At 36.9% G+C, this 19,788-nt stretch carries 13 protein-coding genes; 7 read left to right on the forward strand and 6 right to left on the reverse strand.

The window, feature by feature from the left end:
- Positions 1-102 precede the first annotated feature (102 nt).
- Complete coding sequence (locus ACQKII_RS23450) at positions 103-1,998, reverse strand: S-layer homology domain-containing protein (RefSeq protein WP_427462850.1); 1,896 nt, start codon at positions 1,996-1,998, stop codon at positions 103-105.
- A gap of 236 nt (positions 1,999-2,234) precedes the next feature.
- Between ACQKII_RS23450 and ACQKII_RS23455 the strand changes: the two genes are divergently transcribed.
- The 5 genes from ACQKII_RS23455 (at position 2,235) to ACQKII_RS23475 (ending at position 9,493) form a co-directional block, all read left to right on the forward strand.
- Positions 2,235-4,499 (forward strand): S-layer homology domain-containing protein, encoded by a 2,265-nt coding sequence (locus tag ACQKII_RS23455; RefSeq protein WP_427462851.1) that lies wholly within the window; start codon positions 2,235-2,237, stop codon positions 4,497-4,499.
- A 225-nt stretch (positions 4,500-4,724) separates the two neighbouring features.
- A complete protein-coding gene (locus ACQKII_RS23460) occupies positions 4,725-5,870 on the forward strand; it encodes a polysaccharide pyruvyl transferase family protein (RefSeq protein ID WP_427462852.1) in 1,146 nt (381 codons plus the stop codon).
- Entirely contained in the window at positions 5,867-6,967 is a 1,101-nt protein-coding gene (locus ACQKII_RS23465) for a glycosyltransferase (RefSeq protein ID WP_427462853.1), read from the forward strand. Before ACQKII_RS23460 ends, ACQKII_RS23465 begins: the two co-directional genes overlap by 4 nt.
- Entirely contained in the window at positions 6,964-8,490 is a 1,527-nt protein-coding gene (gene murJ / locus ACQKII_RS23470; protein WP_427462854.1) for a murein biosynthesis integral membrane protein MurJ, read from the forward strand. Before ACQKII_RS23465 ends, murJ begins: the two co-directional genes overlap by 4 nt.
- 382 nt (positions 8,491-8,872) lie before the next feature.
- Positions 8,873-9,493 carry a TetR/AcrR family transcriptional regulator gene (locus ACQKII_RS23475; RefSeq protein ID WP_427462855.1) on the forward strand — a complete coding sequence of 207 codons (621 nt, stop codon included), beginning with the start codon at positions 8,873-8,875 and terminating at the stop codon, positions 9,491-9,493.
- Positions 9,494-9,572: 79 nt separating this feature from the next.
- On the opposite strand, the gene ACQKII_RS23480 is transcribed toward ACQKII_RS23475, so the two are convergent.
- A complete protein-coding gene (locus tag ACQKII_RS23480; RefSeq protein WP_427462856.1) occupies positions 9,573-10,958 on the reverse strand; it encodes a S41 family peptidase in 1,386 nt (461 codons plus the stop codon).
- Positions 10,959-11,059: 101 nt separating this feature from the next.
- Positions 11,060-12,370 (reverse strand): branched-chain amino acid transport system II carrier protein, encoded by a 1,311-nt coding sequence (gene brnQ, locus ACQKII_RS23485; protein WP_427462857.1) that lies wholly within the window; start codon positions 12,368-12,370, stop codon positions 11,060-11,062.
- Between the two features lie 251 nt (positions 12,371-12,621).
- Between brnQ and ACQKII_RS23490 the strand changes: the two genes are divergently transcribed.
- Positions 12,622-13,515, forward strand: a complete 894-nt coding sequence (locus ACQKII_RS23490) for a LysM peptidoglycan-binding domain-containing protein (protein WP_427462858.1) — start codon at positions 12,622-12,624, stop codon at positions 13,513-13,515.
- Positions 13,516-13,686: 171 nt separating this feature from the next.
- On the opposite strand, the gene ACQKII_RS23495 is transcribed toward ACQKII_RS23490, so the two are convergent.
- Together ACQKII_RS23495 and secA2 are read right to left on the reverse strand one after the other, a co-directional pair.
- On the reverse strand, positions 13,687-14,586 hold the full coding sequence (locus tag ACQKII_RS23495; protein WP_427462859.1) for an accessory Sec system S-layer assembly protein: 900 nt from the start codon (positions 14,584-14,586) through the stop codon (positions 13,687-13,689).
- Entirely contained in the window at positions 14,586-16,952 is a 2,367-nt protein-coding gene (gene secA2, locus ACQKII_RS23500) for an accessory Sec system translocase SecA2 (RefSeq protein ID WP_427462860.1), read from the reverse strand. Before secA2 ends, ACQKII_RS23495 begins: the two co-directional genes overlap by 1 nt.
- A gap of 225 nt (positions 16,953-17,177) precedes the next feature.
- On the opposite strand from secA2, the gene ACQKII_RS23505 reads away from it, so the two are divergent.
- Positions 17,178-18,251, forward strand: coding sequence for a glycosyltransferase family 4 protein (locus tag ACQKII_RS23505; protein WP_427462861.1), 1,074 nt, complete (start codon positions 17,178-17,180; stop codon positions 18,249-18,251).
- A gap of 237 nt (positions 18,252-18,488) precedes the next feature.
- Here the strand turns inward: ACQKII_RS23505 and ACQKII_RS23510 are convergent, their stop codons facing one another.
- Complete coding sequence (locus ACQKII_RS23510; protein ID WP_427462862.1) at positions 18,489-19,550, reverse strand: LCP family protein; 1,062 nt, start codon at positions 19,548-19,550, stop codon at positions 18,489-18,491.
- Between the last annotated feature and the right edge of the window lie 238 nt (positions 19,551-19,788).

Here is a 19,788-nt window from a genome sequence, read left to right on the forward strand (position 1 = left end):
AAAGCGTCCGCCGTAGCGGACATCAACGCTTACAGCAAAAAAGTGTTAGATCGACATCAGTCAATCTAACACTTTTTCTCTTTTGTCCCAGCCTCATTCTTTTTATTTTACTGTATTAATAACTTGTATATACTCTTTGCTAATATAAGCTGTACCTGAATGAAGTTTATCAGAAAGAACTTCATACCAGCCGTTTGTGCCAGTGTTTGTGACAATGACAGGCATGCCGCTTCGTGCATACGTGAAGAGTGGGCTATTGCTTGTCGATGCGTCTGTACGTACATTTAAGCCAGTTGAAGTTGTTAGACCGATTGTATAAGGATTGCTTGCATCCTTAAAGCCTAATGCTTTTTCAGCACGGTAGTAGTGTCCGGCGATTTTAGCGCCCCAATATGGATCTGAAGCGTATTTTACGTTAAAACCGAGTTCTTTTGAACCAACTACTGCACCATTTGCATAGTTTCTGCCAGGCGAACCACCTGGAGTAATGTAATTTGGTTGTAAGAACTTCTCAACCAGTTCATTAATATTGACAGCAACACTTTCAAATTCTTTGTTAAGTGGGTTTGTGTCATATACATATAAACCAAATAGGTTATTTAATTTTTGTGCATGATCACTCATACCATAAGCACTTTCATGCTGTGCAAGTGCTAAAATCAGCATCGCATTAATTTTAGAATTTGCTTCAATTTCTTTTAATGTCTGCCCTAAGCCGATTAGTTTACTTTTCGTTGTTGCATCTTTATAGAGTGTAATACCCGTACTTTCAATCTCAGCTAGTTTATTCATAATATAGGCATCAAGTTCTTCAGCCGTATATTGCGTTGTTGCACGTGCTGGTAAAAATTGATAATAGTTATAGGCTTCACCTTTAGATGAACCATTGCCATTTGTAAAATAAATACCGTTCCAGCTAAAGTATTTTTCACCTTGCTTCATGAAGGCAGGCGCTTTTCCGTATACGTAACTAGAAGAATATTTATTTGTATTGTAATCGAATAATGTGTGCTTAATCTCACCATTTTCATTTGTATAGTAAGCGCGTCCTTTACTTAATGAAAAGGGGATTAATGTAACATCTGCTTGATTCAAATAACCAACTTGACCAGCTAATCGTACTTTTACTTGCGTAGCGTCACTGCTGATATATTCCATTTCCGTATTTCCTGCAACAGAGATTTGGTCTTTAATTGTTTCGGAATTCAGCGCTACATATTTATTTGTGACAGCATAGCCTGAAGTCATCTTCACGATTTTATCTTCTTGAACGATGACCTGTGTATTTTTTGTTAGTGCTTTATCAGCTGCATCAAAACTAGAGTAGCCTTGATTACCAACAAGAGTACCATTTGCAATCTCTTTAATAGCGTAAGTAGATGTGTCGACAGTTGAATCACCAGAAAGAAGCATTAAACGTTGAATGAACGTCGCAGCTTGTCCAATTGTGGCATTTTTTTCTGGCATAAAGTAACCATTAGAGCCGTTAATAATGCCTAAATGAGCACCAACTGCCACTGCTGGGCGGTAGTCCTTAATAATCGCTGCACTATCCTTAAACGTAATTGAAGAAGTACTCTTAGGGATTTTTAAATAGTCAATGGCTCTTTCCAACATAATCGCCATATGCTGTCTTGAAATAGCGGCATCGGGTTTAAAAGTACCATCAGCGTATCCTGTAATAATGCCAGCTGTTGCAGCAAGCTGAATATCTGTCAAATACATATATGTATCTGGGACATCCGTAAACACTTTTCCGTCGTTCGCTTCAAGTTTTAGTACCTTTGATAGATAAGAAGCAAACTCGCCACGTGTAACATTGTCGTTTGGTCGATAGCTTCCGTTCGCATCTTGCACGATAGCGTTATTCGAAATTAAATAACGAAGACCATTTTCATGTGCATGCCCTGAAAGTTCATCAGCAGATGCTATTTGGGGTTGCCATAATAGCGAAGCTACTAATGTTAATAGCAATGCAATAATTGATAGTTTTTTCATATTTTACCCTCCTAAACTTTAACCCCATTTTAACAAAGATAGAGAGTAAAAATAAGGGTCAAATGTTAGAAATATCGTAAAATACGTCAATTTAAATAGTTTTCATGACGATGATATGAAACTGGAAAATAGCTTAAAGGTTCCATAGCTATTTTGGCATATTTTTGCTAATGTAATAGAAGTAAAATAGACGAAGGGAAGGTGAAGGCTCTACATTATTGAGGAGCGCAAAAAAAATGAAAAAAATAGTGAAAAATTTACTGATTTTAGTTGTCATGATGTCAATGGTTGTTAGTCCATTAAATGCCTATGCATTTCAAACAATAAAGAAGGATAATCCGCTTTCAAAGGGTGTGCAGTATAAACAATATACATACAGCAATACCTATACAAATTCTATTAATCATCTATCGATTGATGTAGGAGAATCAGAGACGGAAGTACAATTAGGTATGCCCGCAACCGTCAATGGAAAAGAATCGACTGTAGCGAATGCTAATCGTCATTCACGCGAGGGAAATCGTGTAGTGGGTGCTATTAATGCAAGTTTTTATAATATGTCAGAAGGCTACCCATTATTTTTATTGGCTAAAAATAATGTTATTTTAAATGGTGGCGCAGTGTCAAATGGCTCAGATCAATACATGAATGTGCCAACAGCATTTGGGATGACATCAGATGGTCGCGGCGCTATCGATTATTTTGACTTTGATGTGACACTTTCACATAAAGGAACGAATTACGAAATGTCCGGCTTAAATCGTGATCGTAACATTTATGAAGCGATTATTTACACACCACAGTTTTATAGTAAAACAACAAATACCAATGAATATGGTTTTGAAATTGTTGTAGATACAGGTTCACCGATTACTGAAAATACATTTGGTCAAACATTAACAGGTAAAGTAACACAAATTAAAGCTTACGGATCGAAAGAAAAATTAACTATTCCATCAACTGGCTTTGTCGTATCCTTACAAGGTGGCGAATGGCATAGTAAACTAAGCCAAGTAGCCGTTGGAGATGAAATGAGTGTTAACTTCTCTATCGATCAACTTTGGCAAAATGCGCAATTTATATTGGCGAGTGGTCCATACTTAGTAAAAGACGGTAAACCCTATATTATGATGAGCACATCAAGTTCTCGTGCCAAAGAAGTTGCACCCCGTACAGTTGTAGCGACAAGTAATAATGGACAAACTGTGCATTTCATTACAGTCGATGGCCGTCAAAACCATAGTAAAGGTATGAACATGGTTCAGCTTGCAAATTATTTAGTTGCACTTGGTGTCGACAGAGCTATTAACTTAGACGGTGGTGGTTCAACAACAATGGGTATTCGAAATTACGGTAGCAATAATGTTGTATTAGCGAACCTCCCATCTAATTCAGGTAATACACAACGTCTTGTGTCTGCTACATTACAAGCTGTAAGTACGGCACCGACGGGCAAAGCAACACGTATAGACTTCTCAAACAGCACAAATTATGCAACGCTTTTAGTGGGCGCATCGTCTAGCGTAGCTGTCAAATATGTTTTAGATGATAATTATACGACGCTACCATTAGATGGCCACTTATCACTAGTGTCACAAAATGACACATTAAAAATTAATGGCTTAAACTATACGGCTACACAGGCCGGCGAAGAAAGAATTTATATCGGTTATGATGGCTCAGCTGTGCAATCATTCCCAGTCAAAGTAGTAGATGCACCAACAACAATGAACATTGCCCCAAGCTCTAAAACTGTGAGCGCTGGAGAAACTGTTAACTTTACAGTAGATGCAAAGGATGAGAGTGGCAAGGCTATAGTCTATGATCCATCTCAAGTGAAATGGTCAGTGGAAGGCAACATCGGTACAATTACTAAGGACGGGAAATTTACTGCACAAAATGCAGGTACTACTGGTAAAGTAATTGCTACGTTAGGAACGGAAAGTAAAGTTGCTACAGTGTCTGTAGCAAAGGCAGCATTGTTTAAGGACATTCCAAATAATTATGTGTATTATAAAGAAATTGAGTATTTAACGGCTAATAATATCATCACTGGACAAGCGGATGGCACATTTAGACCAAATGATAAGTTAACACGTGCTCATGCGGCGGTCATCATTAGTCGTGCCTTAGGCTTAAATACAGCTAATGTGAAAAATCCAAGCTTTAAGGATATTCCAGCTAATCATGTTTACTATAAGCAAATTGCAGCTGTTGTAGAGGCTGGCATTATGAGTGGTCGTGAAAATAATACATTTGACCCGAATGCGACATTGACACGTGCACAAATGGCGAAAATTGTAGCATTGGCTTATGATTTAAAAGGTACAAGTAGCATTACATTTAAAGATGTAGCAAAAAATCATTGGGCCTACACTTATATCCAGCAACTAGCTGCGAATAACATTACAACAGGTTATGACGGTAATATTTATAAGCCCAATGATGCGATTAGTCGAGCGCACTTCGGCCTATTCCTTTATAGAGCCATTCATCAATAACTTGGTAAAATGCCAAAAGGCTAAAAAATAGTGATTCATATAATTCTCTATAAAAAATAATAATTTTAGTGCTTTTTCACCACTAAACTACTGAGGTTTTGCAGTAGAAAAGGGGAGTTTCGAATACTTTCGAGACTCCCTCCTTTTTTTTACTATTTTTAAAAAGATAGAAAATGTACAATTGTGGTATAATCTCAGTATTAAAAAGTAAAAGGATGTTTTTTAATGAAAATAGGCATTGTGGGGAATTACGGCAATGATAATAATGGTGATGAATCAATATTATACGGCATTCTTCAACAAGTAAAACAAACATTTTCGGTAACAAGTGAAGACATTACCGTTTTTAGTAATAACACACAACAAACATCCGAACGTTATGGGGTACATAGCTATCCATTGTATTACAGAAAGAGCAATTTAGTTAAAACGTTTATCCATACTTATAAGAACAATAAACAATATGTTTCAAAATTTGACCTCCTCATTATTGGTGGTGGTGGTATTTTAATGGATTTTTATAAACGTGAGGCTCACCTGTACGGAGCGTATGCAATGATGGCCAAACAAAGTAATATTCCCTACATTATTTACGGATGTGGCGCAGGACCACTTGATACGTTTTCTGGAAAAATTAGTATTCGGGCGATGTGCAAATACGCAGCCAGTATCTCTGTACGTGATCCTCAGTCTAAAGAGCTTTTACAAAGTATTGGCGTAAAAAAGTCAATAGAAATTATCGGTGATCCTGCATTTACATTAAAAGGGGTGCGCGATAATTACGCCGAAAAACCATTGAAAATAGGTGTGTCAGCGGTTCCATTTTATAATGCGAACTACTGGCCAGAGGGAGACCTTGAAAAATACAATGCGTACGTAACAAGCATGGCAAAAAATTTAGATTCTGTTATCTCTGAGCACAATGTTCGTATTACATTTTTTGCTACGAAATTTCCGCAGGATGTCATTGTGACGAAGGATATTCAGAAAAAAATGCTACAACATGCGCATACAGAAATTATTGAGGAAAATTTGGTGCCGGAGCGGCTACTCGAAGTTACTGGAGAGCAGGATATTGTTATTGGGACACGTCTACACTCGCTTATTTTGGCAACAAATGCGGAAACTCCGATTATTGCGATATCGTATCATACAAAAGTACAGGATTTTATGTCTTTTGTAGGCGCTTCAGATCGTTGTGTTCAGATGCAGGATATAGCGGATGATGAGAAAGCTCTAGCCACATTAGTCGGCAAACTAAGTAGCAATTGGGAGCAAACAATTGCTGAGACGAAACAAATTGCTACACATATTCATAAAGAGGCCTTGTATGGTCAGGAATTAATGAAAAAGGCAGTGACACGTCTATGAAAAAAATACTCGTCATTAGTAATATGTATCCAACATCTAATCATTTATCATTCGGTATTTTTGTAAAAAACCAAGTCACAGCACTTGAAAAAGCTGGACTAGACGTTGAGATAGCAGTTAATTCAAACCCGGCAACAGGCAAGAAAAACACCATTACGAAATATGCTAAATGGGGCTTTTCTACGCTGTGGAAGGGCTTGAAAAATCGAAAGTCAATCGATGTCACTCATGCTCACTATGTTTTTCCGTCTGGTATGCTGTCGCTACTATTAAAGAAAATGTTTGGAATACCGTACATTGTTACAGCTCATGGCGGTGACATCGAGCGCATGGCGAAGAAAAATACTAGAATCCGCAATTGGACAGCCAGCATTTTACGAGAAAGTAATCATGTTATCGCGGTTGGTCCTGTATTAGCGCAACAAATTGAACAAGACTTTAACATTGCACCCGACAAAATTTCTGTTGTTAGCATGGGTGTCAATCGTGAAGTATTCACAAAAGGTCAACAAGCTTTAATACGTCAGGAACTGCAATTAGCCGAAGAGCCATTTATATTCCTATTTGTCGGAAATGTCATTAAGCAAAAAGGTGTAGAAGAACTTTTACAGGCGTTCCAAATGTTAAAGACAAAAGTGAATCGTCCAATCGAGCTCAATATTGTAGGTTCTAGAAGAGATGAGGGCTTTTTCCATTCTTTGCAACCATTAGTCAGTGAAGACGTCAAATTTATAGATCCACTAAAACAACAAGAACTAGTGAAGTGGTTCCAAGCAAGTGATGTCTTTGTATTACCATCTCATTTAGAAGGTTTTGGATTAGTGGCTTTAGAGGCTTTAGCAACAGATACACCTGTTATTGCTTCTAAGGTAGGTGGACTAGTATCACTGCTTGGCGAAGGCGCAGGGCATTTAATAGAGCCTGAAAACGCTATGGACTTGTCCGAGGAGATGCTGCGTGCAGTGAACACGCCAAAAGAACAATATATGAATCGTGAAGCGGTTGATAACGTCTTGGCCATTCACGATGAAAAAAATATAACAGCAAGATGTATAGCGATTTATAAGTCAGCCATCAAAGGTAGGGATGACTTATGAATAAATTTATAAAAATTATAGGAGCCGTAGCGATTATTAATGTCGTGGCTCGTGTGTTTGGCTTTTTACGTGAGATGATTGTTGGTTACCAATATGGTAGTGGGCATACTTCTGATAGTATTTTCACTGCGTATATGATTCCTAACTTCTTATATTTAGTGGTTGGTGGAGCATTTACAACTGTTGTCATTTCAATTTATAACAGGGAAACAACAGACCGTGCATTATTCGTCAAACAATCATTTACAATTGTCCTTTTGACAGCTTCTATCATGACTTTAATAGGAATTGCCTTTGCAAATCCGATTTTAGAAAGTTTTAATCAGGGGAAAATTGTTAGTGAAGAGGACATAAAAGTAACGAAAGATCTTTATTTCTGGATGATGCCATCATCTATTTTACTTGTTTTATCTTCATGGTATAGTGGCTTACTAAATGTTAATCAAAAATTTCATTTATCGAGTTTTGCGATTTTAATTTACAATGCAATATTCTTAGTGATTGCCGTTGCTTTATCGAATTTTATCGGGCCAATTGGCTACGGGATTAGTGCTTTAGCAAGTGCGGCAATAATGGTATATTTCTTAATTATTGGCTACCGTAAATTAGATACGTATAAGGTTGGTTTTTCGCTCGAACGAAATGTATCATCGAAAGAGTTATGGATTATGGTAGTACCAATTATGCTTGGCGGCGCAACTATTCAGCTCTATGCATTACTTCAGCGTTATGTTGCTGGATTATTATCATTAGAAGGAGCTGTATCATCTGTTAACTTTGCTTCAAAATTGATGCAATTTCCGCAGGCTATTTTAATTACGGCCGTAACAACAGTTATTTATCCGATTTTAAGTCTAAAAGAAGCCAACAATGATCACGCTTCGATAAAAAGCTTATACTCTAAAGGATTGCATTATTTACTCTTATTGCTGGTTCCGGTGACAATTTACTCTTACTTCTATGCGGAAAATCTCATACAGGTTGTTTTCGAATACAACAAATTCGATGCACAGTCAACAGCTAATACAGCGCCAGTGCTTGCAATCTTCGTACTTTCTATGTATTTCCTTGCAGCGAACACATATATTACGCGCTTTTACTATGCCAAGGGCGATTCGATGGCACCAGTAGTATTTAGTTTGCTTAATGTTTTTGCTGTCAATATTGCTGTGATTTTTTTACTTGTAGATACAACTGGTGTAGTGTCAATTGCATGGGGTACCTTAATCAGTGCTATTGTGAATTTTATTATGCTTGTTATATATGCAAGTATCAAGTACGACTTAAAAATGGGTATTTTCAGCAAAGAGCTACAATTTTTCAGAGCGATTCCACCAATGATTATTATCACATTGGTCATGTATTTTTCAAGCCATTATTTAGTTTTTGAATATAAGTGGTTAACTTTCATAGTTGGGCTTGTTATTTTTAGTGCAGTACTTGTAGGTTCTTACTTATTATTTGGCGTGAAAGAAGTAAAAGAATTTGCCGGTAAACTGAAAAGAAAATTATTGAAGCAATAAATAAGAATGGAGGTATCTTAGATGGAATTCTGAGATATCTCCTTTTATGTTATTATTGATTTTAAAAGTTATTTAAGTGAGGAGCTAGCAGCAGAGAGAACAACATCATACCTACTATGGGAAGTGAAACTCTAGAAAAATTGTCACATTAATAATAATTTATAGTAAAAAAATAGGTCTTGTATTATAATGAATTTTATGTCCCCTAGTGTTGAATGAAGGATAATATGTACACGAATGGCGAATTAGATAGTATTTGGTGCATTCCGTATTGTTATCATTGCGACAGCTTATAAAACTTCTGTAGCAAAAGAAGTGACGAATACTTTGAATTGAATGCATCATAAATATTTCTACTAAAGACTGAAATAAGGTGGGAAATATGGCAAGAGGCAGAAAGATTAATTCTAATGGTGAACGAAGTAAACAATTATTGCTTGATAAAGCTGTGGAGCTATTTTCTGAAAGAGGTTATCATGATACTAAAATTAGCGATATTGTAAAAGCGGCTAATTTAACACAGCCTACATTTTATTTGTATTTTAAAAGCAAACAATCTCTTTATAATGATTTGAATAAGAGATTTCAGCGAGGCTTTAATGACATCATGAGTGAACATTCAGAAGAAGGTGAAAGGGGAATAGACGGCTTTATTACAACGCTTGAGCAAAAATTATGTTTGCTATTTGTTTACATTATTGAAAACCCAAGGTTAACGAAAATTGGGCTTTTTGAATCTGAACAGTCATATGTAATTAAATCGCAACTTACACAGCAGGTTATTCATCTTATTGTCCGTCATGATTGCGAACGTCTTTTTCAATTAATAGGAGTAGATTTAAAAACATTGGCAGATAGCTTAGTAGGCTCATTTGAGCGGCTAATATTAACGAATTTGCTAGAACAAAAAAGTAAGCCCTGTGAACTAGCAAAAGATTTAGTCCAATTATACTTTATAAGAAAAGATAAGTGCGATATAATACAAGCCTCAATTTTAACTTGAAAATCCTTTACTATTATAAGTAAGTTAAAAAAATCCCTTCTCCTTTAAAGTTTACGCTTTTTAAAGGAGAAGGGATTTTTTAGTTTTCTACAGCTATGCGAAGATAAATTCCATTCTGAAGCTTGTCACCTGTTGGTTTTTGAACAGTTGGATGTACAACAAGCATATATTCTTGCCCTTTGTTTAAAGGTTTAGTGGGTGTAACAAGTAAGGAGCTTCCATTATCAGCTTTTGTGGTAATAGGAATTTCATTTCCACCTAAAGCGATGAGTTGTACGCTGCCTTCAGGAATTGGTGTTGAGAAGGCTTGTGAGAATTTAACTGTAAATGTTTTCGTAGTTGGTACATTTTTTAAACTTGTTAACTCTTGATAGTCTATATATTGTGCTTTGATGGCATCATAATGCGCCTGAAAAATAGGTGCAGTGTATGTTTGTATGTTCGGTTTAACGCCAATTTCATTTATGACATTGCCAGCAGGACCTGTAAATTTACCGACAGTAAGCTTTAAGTAGCTGCCATCTTGCAATTCGTAAAATCCTTGCATGGCACCTTTGCCATACGTTGTTTCCCCATATAATATAGCTGCTTGTTGATCTTGTAAGGAAGCCGCAAGCATTTCAGATGCACTTGCGCTATAGCGATTCACAAGAATACGTGTATCGGCTGGGAATTTCACGTTTTGATGAATAGCACGCACTTCATAAGAGGCATGAGCTTCTTGTAATAAATAGGCGATTCTCGCTTTTGGAAATAAGCCGGTAAGTTGTTCAGCGGTCGTAACATAGCCACCACCATTGTTTTGTAAATCTAATATAAAGGAAGTGGCACCACGTTGCTTTAATTGGATGAGGGCATCCTTCACTAATTTCGCACCGTCTTCTGAAAAAGATGACATGACAATATAACCGACATCCCCAAATAGTAACGCAGATTCTACATTTGGTAGTGTAAACTTCTTACGAGTGATTGTTTTTGTTGAAGTAGTGCCGTCATCATGTAAGAGTGTAATAGTAACTTGTGAACCTTCTTCACCAATAAGAAGTGAAGAGACTTCCTGTGTAGAACGTCCTACAATAGATTGTTTGTTGATAGCGATAATGATATCACCAGCCACAACGCCAACGGCAGAAGCACCGCCCTCATCAATTACCTGTAGAATATGAATGCCATCTTCATGTTCTTCAATAACTACACCAATACCAATTGTGGATAGGTTGACGCTATTCATGAAATCTTCAAATTCCTGCTTTGTAAAATAGGTTGAATATGGATCCAACATGTCGATGATTTCTGGGATTGTTTTCGCGTTTTGTAAATTGCCATTCATAGTACCAACATAGTTTTCTGCGATAATTTCCTTTATTTCTCCTACAAGCTGTTCATTGTTTCCCGCAGAAGCAGTAGCTAATGGAAAGATGTAAAAGCTAAGAATAAACACCAAAGACCACAATGCTTTTTTCATAAGACACCTCATTTCTAATTCCCTTTATTATACATGAATTTCCATATCAACGAGTACAAAAAAAGACACGTCAGTAAATGAAAGACATGTCTTTTAAGTATTTATTTTTTCTTAAAAATTTTATGGAGGATAAAGCCAACGATGGCGCCCACTATTGCAGGTACGAGCCAGCCAAGGCTCTGTTCATACAATGGCAATAATTTCAAGAGATTTTCATAAGGAGCTAGTTTAATATCCATTAGTTTTAAGCCATCGTAAAGACTAACCATAAATGTTGGGATTAACGCTAATATATAAACAATTTGTCCACCTTTAAAGAAGTTATCTACAAGTGATAATACCATCAATACCATGGCTAATGGATAGATAATTAACAGTACAGGAAGAGATGTATTTATAATTGTAGTTAATCCAACATTTGTGATAGCTAAACTGACAATCGTGAATACTATTAAAAATGTTTTATAAGAAATTTTTGGGAAAATTTTGCTGAAAAACTGTGCATTGGCAGTAAGCAAACCGACTGCAGTAGAGATGCAAGCTAGCAAAATTGTAAGTGATAAAATAATACTTCCTAGGTTACCAAAAAGTACATCTGCTGATTTTGCAATGATGGTACCACCATTATTAGATACACCAATGGCATCTATACTTGTATTACCTATATAGCCAAGTGAGATGTACACAAAAGCTAAACCAATTGCAGCAACGATTCCTGCAAAAATCGTCGTTTTGACTTGTTTTTTAGTATCAGACATACCCATGTCACGTAATGCTTGTAAAATAACAATCCCAAAAACAAGAGCACTCAGTACATCCATCGTCAAATAACCTTGAACAAAGCCTTCAGAAAAGGGTGAAACGGTATAGTTCCCAACCGCAGCACCTGGTTCGCCTAAGGGTGTTACAAAGCTTTTTATAGCTAGTAATAAAATAACTAGCAGTAGTGCAGGCGTTAAAATCTTTCCTACACGATCTACAAGCTTCGTAGGATTAATAGATAGATAGAGTATTATCGCAAAAAATAACACAGAAGTTATGAATAGTGGAGCCCAGTGCTTTGTTGCTGCTTCTGAAAGAAACGGCGCAATCCCGATTTCATAGGATACAGAGCCTGTACGTGGTACTGCGAAAAATGGCCCAATGGCAAGATAAACAATCGAGGTGAATATGATACCGAAAACTGGGTTAACACGATTAGCGAGAAGTTGTAAATCTCCTCCTGCTTTGGCAACAGCGACGATAGCAAGTAGTGGCAAACCAACACCGGTTATTAAGAAACCAATCATTGCTACCGTAATATGTTCTCCTGCTTGTTGACCTAGTAATGGAGGGAAGATAATATTTCCTGCTCCTAGGAATAGTGCAAATAGTAGTAAACCTACAGCTAGATTCTCTTTGATGAATTTCATAAAAATTAAAAACTCCTTTATTATTGAAAAGATTAAACTTTCTAAAAATTTTAAATACAGAAGTGTATGTTATCATATGATCGATAATCGTGCAACGAGATAGCTATTGCTAAGACGTCGGATTCTGTAGTATTTTATAGGATTGATAATTTGTTTGAAAAATAGTCAGTATTTCCGATTTCTGAATACGCAAATCTTTAGTATGATAGACACACAAGGAAATATTCTAGCATGAACGGAGGCAATTTGATATGCAAAAGTCAAAAAAATGGAGAATTCTTGCTTTAAGTACTATTGCTACTTCATTTTTCGCATTACAAACAGCAGAGGCAGCGACATATACAGTACAAAAAGGTGATACTTTATCCAAAATCGCTCAAAACCATCAAGTGAGCATTCAAGATCTAAAAAAATGGAACAATCTATCGAAAGATACGATTTATGTTGCACAAAAACTAGAGGTTACTAAACAGGCTAATGGTGAAGCTGCAAAGCCTTCGAAACCAACAGCACCGGCACAACCAACTTTAGTTACTCATACAGTCATTAAAGGTGATACGCTTTCTAAAATTGCAAAACAATACAATGTAACACTCAATGATATTAAAAAATGGAATGGATTAGAAAAAGATACAATTTATATTGGACAAGTGTTAAAGATTTCTCCAGTAGCTGTCATACCCGAGGGTGATACAATACATAACCCTGTGACGCCAGATACGGGTACATCATCAACCGTAACAACAAAAGATCCTACTGCTAATGGACAAGCTATTTATAAGAAAATAGTAGAGACTGCAAATAAATTAGTTGGGACACCTTATCTATATGGGGGCAACACACCAGAAGGGCTAGATTGCAGTGGATTTATTTTCTACGCATTTAACCAGGGTGGTTTAAAGATTGGCAGAGACAGTAGTGAAGGTTATTATTCTATTAGTACTACTCATGTGAAGAATCCAGTAGCTGGAGATTTGGTATTTTTCGAGAATACTTATAAAGAAGGTATTTCTCATATGGGTATCTATCTGGGTAATAATAAGTTTGTTCATGCAGGTACAGAAGGTGTTGAAATTTCTGATGTTACCTATTCTTACTGGACAAGTAGATTAGTAGCTTATAAACGATTCGATTTAGTGAAATAATAAAAAGGCGATTCTCTGCTACATGTTGAGATCGCCTTTTTATTGATTGGAAAAAGGCCTTTGCACGCGATAGGATTGTGGGAATCGCTGATAGAAATAGAAATATCGCTGATAAAACCATCCAGGCATACAAAAACTCCCCCTTAAGTAAGAAAGAGGGAGTTTTAATAATTATTGTGTTACACGTGCTGTCCAGCGAGACAGGTCAGCATCATCTGCTTCAACAAGTTCAGCCGGGAAAATGAACGTCCATGGCTTCGTTGAATTTGGTTGTACTGTCAGGATAGGGTCCATATTAAATGAGCCTTTTGCTACTTGTTTACCAGTTGCATCAATAATTTCTAATGGTAATTGTTCTAAGTTAATGGCTTTGTTATGACCGTTACGAATAAAGATTGAAACATTTAAACTACCATTCTCAGCAAGTTTTGCTTGAAGTCCTGTAAAGTTAACTTCTGTTTCACCTAATGTTGGTAATGTTTTTACGATTTTCGCAAGCTCTTCTTTTTGTGTTGCTGGTAATTGTTTTTCCCATGATTCATCTAGCTCTAACTGATGTCCACGTAAGGATACAAGGTTAAAGGCAATTTTCCAGCCGTCTTCAGGTACCTCAGCTACTTTTAATGTTGATTTTTCAAATTCAAATACCCAAGGGCGAGCACTTTCAGCTGGAATTGTCCCTAGTGCTTTGAAATCGAATTTTTTAGATGCTACAAGCTCATCATTTTTATCCATTATGAATAATTCAATTTCTCCAAGCTCAATTGCCTCCGGTAAAGAAGAGCGGAAGAATGCACGAACGAGCCATTTTCCTGAGCGAGGGTCTTCTTCAATACTAATAGAAGAAAGCGATAATTGATTGGGCTTTAATGGTTCTAGTTCATTGGCAAGGAAGTTGAAAATGTATTTTTGCTCCTGTGGAACATCCCATTCAGGATGGAACGATAATTTTGTTACAACGTCACGATTATCGCTCTTTTTTGAAGAAGCATTTCCTAATAATTCGTTAGAGTCGATTGTGTTTTCTTTACCGACTTTGTCTGATTTTTTAAAGAATGAAAATAAGCTCATTATTGTTGTTCCCCCTGTTCAGCTTCAATCATCTTCATGAAGCCTGTAATTTCTATAATAATAGAACGGCGTAATTCTTGGAAATTCTTCCCGAATAATTCAAGCCCCTCACGCTGATAAATTCGCATAGGGTCCTCTTGTTGGTAATGACGTAAACCGATTCCTTCTTTTAGATGCGCCATTGATTCTAAATGTTTCACCCAGCCGCTATCGATATAGCTAAGCATTACTTGAGGAATAACAGCCATTACTTGCGTATTTTCGGTAAACTTCTCCATTTGGTTAAGCAGTTCCTGTACCGAAGGCTGTACATCAGCTAAAATTTGTTTGACTTTACCAACTTCTCGGTCGATGGTAACTGGCGTGATGAATAAAGAATTAAGTGAGCTTTCCATCTGGTCATAATCCCATTCGATAGAAGGCAATTCATCTGGCGCTGCATCACGTACAGCAAAATCCACTGTTTCGTTCAACATTTTTTTCAATTCGCCCATTAAATCTTCACCGGCTAAAATTTTGTCGCGTAGACCGTAAATCACTGTACGTTGATCATTGATAACATCATCTAATTTTAGATTGTACTCGCGCATACCGTATTGTGAGCCTTCAACAATGCGTTGTGTGCGGTCGATAAGTTCTTGTACATCTTTGTTTTGGATGACGTCATTTTCATCTGCAATCATTTTGGCAGAGAACTTTTCAACATCTTCTTTTGCGTAACGACGGAACATATCATCTTCAATAGAGAGAATAAAGCGGCTTTCGCCAATGTCGCCTTGACGACCTGAACGACCGCGAAGCTGATTATCAACACGACGGCTTTCATGCTTTTCAGTACCGATGACATATAGACCACCAAGTGCATGTACATCTTCACCTAGCACGATATCTGTACCACGGCCAGCCATATTTGTTGCGACTGTAATTCGGCCTTTTTGACCTGCTTCAGATATCAGTTCAACTTCTTGTTCAACTGTTTTCGCGTTTAATAATTGGAATTTTAACCCTTCCTTTTTCAAATAATCTGCAACAGTTTCAGATTGTAGAATAGAAGTGGTACCGATTAAAATAGGTTGACCTTTTTCATGACGACGTTTAGCCTCAGTTGCCACATATTTATATTTAGTTTCTTGTGATTTGAAAATCATGTCAGGCTGATCGACACGCTGACGTGGACGGTTTGTTGGAATTTGAATAACTTCCATACCGTACACTTCTCGTATTTCCTTTTCCTGTGTTTTCGCTGTACCCGTCATCCCAGAAAGCCTCGGATACATGCGGAAATAGTTTTGAATCGTAATTTGTGCTTGCGCTTTGTTTTCTTCAGTAATTGTTACACCTTCTTTCGCTTCAATAGCTTGATGCAAGCCATCAGAAAGTGAACGACCCTCTAAAATACGACCTGTAAACATATCGACAAGTTCGATTTTGTCATCTTTAACAATATAGTCAACGTCGCGTTTAAACATAACGTGAGCACGAACAGCTTGGATAACGTAGTGATAAAGTGTTTGGTGTTCAAGGTCATAGAGATTATCAACATTGAAGGCAGCTTCGACCTTTTCAATGCCTTTATCCGTTAAAGAAGTAGCTTTTGTTTCATCGTCAAAGTCATAGTCTTCTTCTTCTTTGAAGCGTTTAGCGAGCATTGATGCAATACGGTGTAGTTCATCGTTCGCAGGCATTTTACCAGCAATAATTAGTGGCGTCTTTGCTTCATCGATTAGTACACTATCAACTTCATCGATAATAGCGAAGTGGTAGGCACGTTGAACTTTATCAGCCAAGCTATGTGCCATGTTATCACGCAAGTAGTCGAAACCGAATTCAGTACCGACACCGTATGTAATATCTGCATTATAGGCTTGTTTTTTTGCCTCTGGCTCCATCATTGGCACGTTTAAGCCAACTGTTAGGCCAAGGAAACGGTGAATTTGTCCTACAAGTTCAAAGTCACGCTTAGCAAGATAATCATTTACCGTAATGACATGAACACCTTTGCCTTCTAATGCGCGTACATAAGATGGAAGTGACGCAACGAGCGTTTTCCCTTCACCTGTAGGCATTTCGGCAATATTTCCTTCAGTTAGTACAAGACCACCAATAAGTTGTACATCAAAATGACGCATACCTAATACACGTTTTGAGGCTTCGCGTACGACAGCAAAGGCGTCAGGGATGATTGATGTCATTTGCTCACCTTGTTCTAAACGATCCTTGAAAATAAAAGTCATTTCTTTTAATTCATCATCTGACTTGTTGACATAATTTTCTTCAAGATTATTAATCTGCTCTACTATTTTATAGTAGCGTTTTAGTTGACGAGCACTTGTTAGCTCGTTATTACGTTTAAAAATTGAGAACATGAATTTACGCTCCTTTAATGTTGTCTAAATGCTAGACACTTCATTATTCTATCAAATTTTACGAATGGTGACTACATTTGACATAGCGCACACGGACATAATAATAAGGAAATATGTCATTTGTGAAATGGTGGAAAATAAATAGAAAAAGTATATTTCATTGCTTGTTCGTGCTATAATCAAAATGGTTTTAAATGTAGATTATTTTTTTTGAGGAGGAGAGACATGCTTTACGTGTCTTTAATAGCAGCGTTCGTTGCTTCCATTTTGTTAACTCCACTAGTTAAACGTTTAGCGTTCAGAATAGGTGCCGTTGACGCGCCGAACTATCGAAAAGTACATGCAAGAATAATGCCAAGACTTGGCGGATTAGCAATTTTCCTTGCGTTTTTAATAGGGGTAGCAATACTATATCCATTTTTAATAAACAACCTACCGTGGAATACTAGTGAATATAGTTTAGTGGCGATTATTATCGGAGCTTGTATTATCGTAGCAACCGGTGTCGTTGATGATATGCGTGAAATCTCGGCAAAGGCAAAAATGCTTGGTCAACTCATTGCAGCACTCATAGTTATTTTTGTTGGTGGAATTCAAATTGAAACCATTAACCTTCCATTCGTGGGTATGCTAGATTTTGGTTTTCTAAGTATACCTTTAACAATTCTTTGGATTGTTGGTATCACCAATGCCATTAATTTAATAGATGGCTTAGATGGGCTAGCAGCCGGTGTTTCATCAATTGCCCTTATTACCTTAGCTGGTATGGCCATTATTATGAACAATATGTTTGTATTAGCGATTGCAGCCATTTTAGCAGCAGCAACAATCGGTTTCCTATTTTATAATTTCCATCCAGCGAAAATTTTCATGGGCGATACCGGCGCATTATTCCTTGGTTTTATGATATCGGTATTAGCATTACTAGGTTTTAAAAACGTCACATTTATTTCGTTAATTATCCCAGTTATTATGCTAGGTGTACCAATTTCTGATACATTCTTTGCGATTGTACGTCGTGTACGTATGAAGAAGAAATGGTCAGATCCAGATAAATCCCATTTACATCATCGATTATTGGACATGGGTTTTACGCATCGTCAAACAGTTCTCATTATTTATGGTATTGCCATGATGTTCGGGTTAGCTGCTATCATCTTCTCGATGGCAAAATTATGGGGTGCCATTTTACTGGTAGCTGTTATTTTAACGGCCATTGAAATTTTTGTTGAAGTGATAGGATTAGCAGGTAAAAATTATAAACCGCTACTAAATTTTGTGCGGATATTTAATAAATAAAAACCGAGAAAGCAATCATGCGCGATGTGTGTGATTGCTTTTTTCGTGTTTCGGGTAGCCAAGAGTACTGCTCGGGGCCAAGGAATGAACGCTCGGGTGACCAAGAATAACGCTCGTGAGCCAGAAACGAACACACAAGTAGTATGCGTAGACCGCGGAAAAAAGAAGAATTACATCAATCAAGACAGAAAAAAGCCTTTCCACTATCAAGTTTGATGTTGGAAAGGCTTTTGATGTTTATTGTGCTGATTCATTTGTGGAGGGATCGTCTTCGGCAGCTGCGTTATCTTTACCTGTATTACCACTAGTTAGGCTAGACGAAGATTTATTTAAGTTGAGATGATTTTTGAGTGTACTCGTTACTTCATCTACTGATTCTTGATTTAATTGATAAAAGTATATGCCTGTTGACATATCATCCGTACCATCTAGCGTTAATGAGTCTATACGTGGCATACCTTGCGTTAAATAAGATAGGAAAGATTTCATTTCACTAAATGTCATGTCGGTTTTCATATTATCACCGATTGCTTTAATGACATCATCATATTTTGAAATGGCGCCAACTGAAGCCACTTGTTTAATAATCGCTGTTAAAATTTCTTGTTGACGTTTACCACGTTCAATATCACTATCTTGCTTACGTGTACGAGCAAGCGCGAGTGCTTCACTACCGTTTAAATGTTGCAAGCCAGGTTGTAAGTTGATTGAATTGCGATCGAATTCATCCTTCTCATGTAAAACATATGGTACCTTTGCCTCGATACCACCTAATGCATCAACAACATCGATAAAAGCATTGAAGTTCATACGTACATAATAATCAATTGGAATATCTAATAAACCTTCAACGGTTTCAATTGTAGAAAGTGTACCACCAAACGCATGTGCATGGGCAATTTTATCTTTATATCCTACGGAAGGAATATTAACGTAAGAATCGCGAGGGATGCTTAGCATTTTAATCGTCTTCGTTTTATTGTTTAGCGTTGCTAGAATGAGCGCATCTGAACGCGAGTTTTCAGAACCTTGACCTCGATTTTCACTATCATCTACACCGACAAATAAAATGGAAACATTATCATGCACAGGTTCTACTTTTTCTTCACGTAGTGTAGAAACTTCTCGACCTTCTAATACCTCGTGCGCTGAGTCTGCTGCATGTTCAGCCTGCTTCGTGATGTAGACACCGTAAGCAGTGACACAAATTAGTAAACTAGCAACGAGTAGTAAAGCTACTTTGATAATTAAGGAAGCTTTAGATGACCTCTTTTTCTTTTTTAAATTGTTTCTTTTCATAATTTATATATTCTCCTCTAACTTTTGGGAATAATGTAGCAATTAACCTTACCTCTTCAATACGTGGGGACGAACGCATAAAATTATTTAATTCAGTAAAGCTATTAGTGTGTAGGTGAAAAATGTGATAAGAGCTAATGTTAGTAAACTATATTAATGTGATAACTACTAAGTGTTACATTACGCAACATGGATTTAATTCAAAACTTGGGTCTAATTACGCTTATCGTGTAACTGA

The organism is Lysinibacillus sp. NPDC048646 (genome assembly GCF_050272295.1).
Taxonomy (GTDB): domain Bacteria; phylum Bacillota; class Bacilli; order Bacillales_A; family Planococcaceae; genus Lysinibacillus.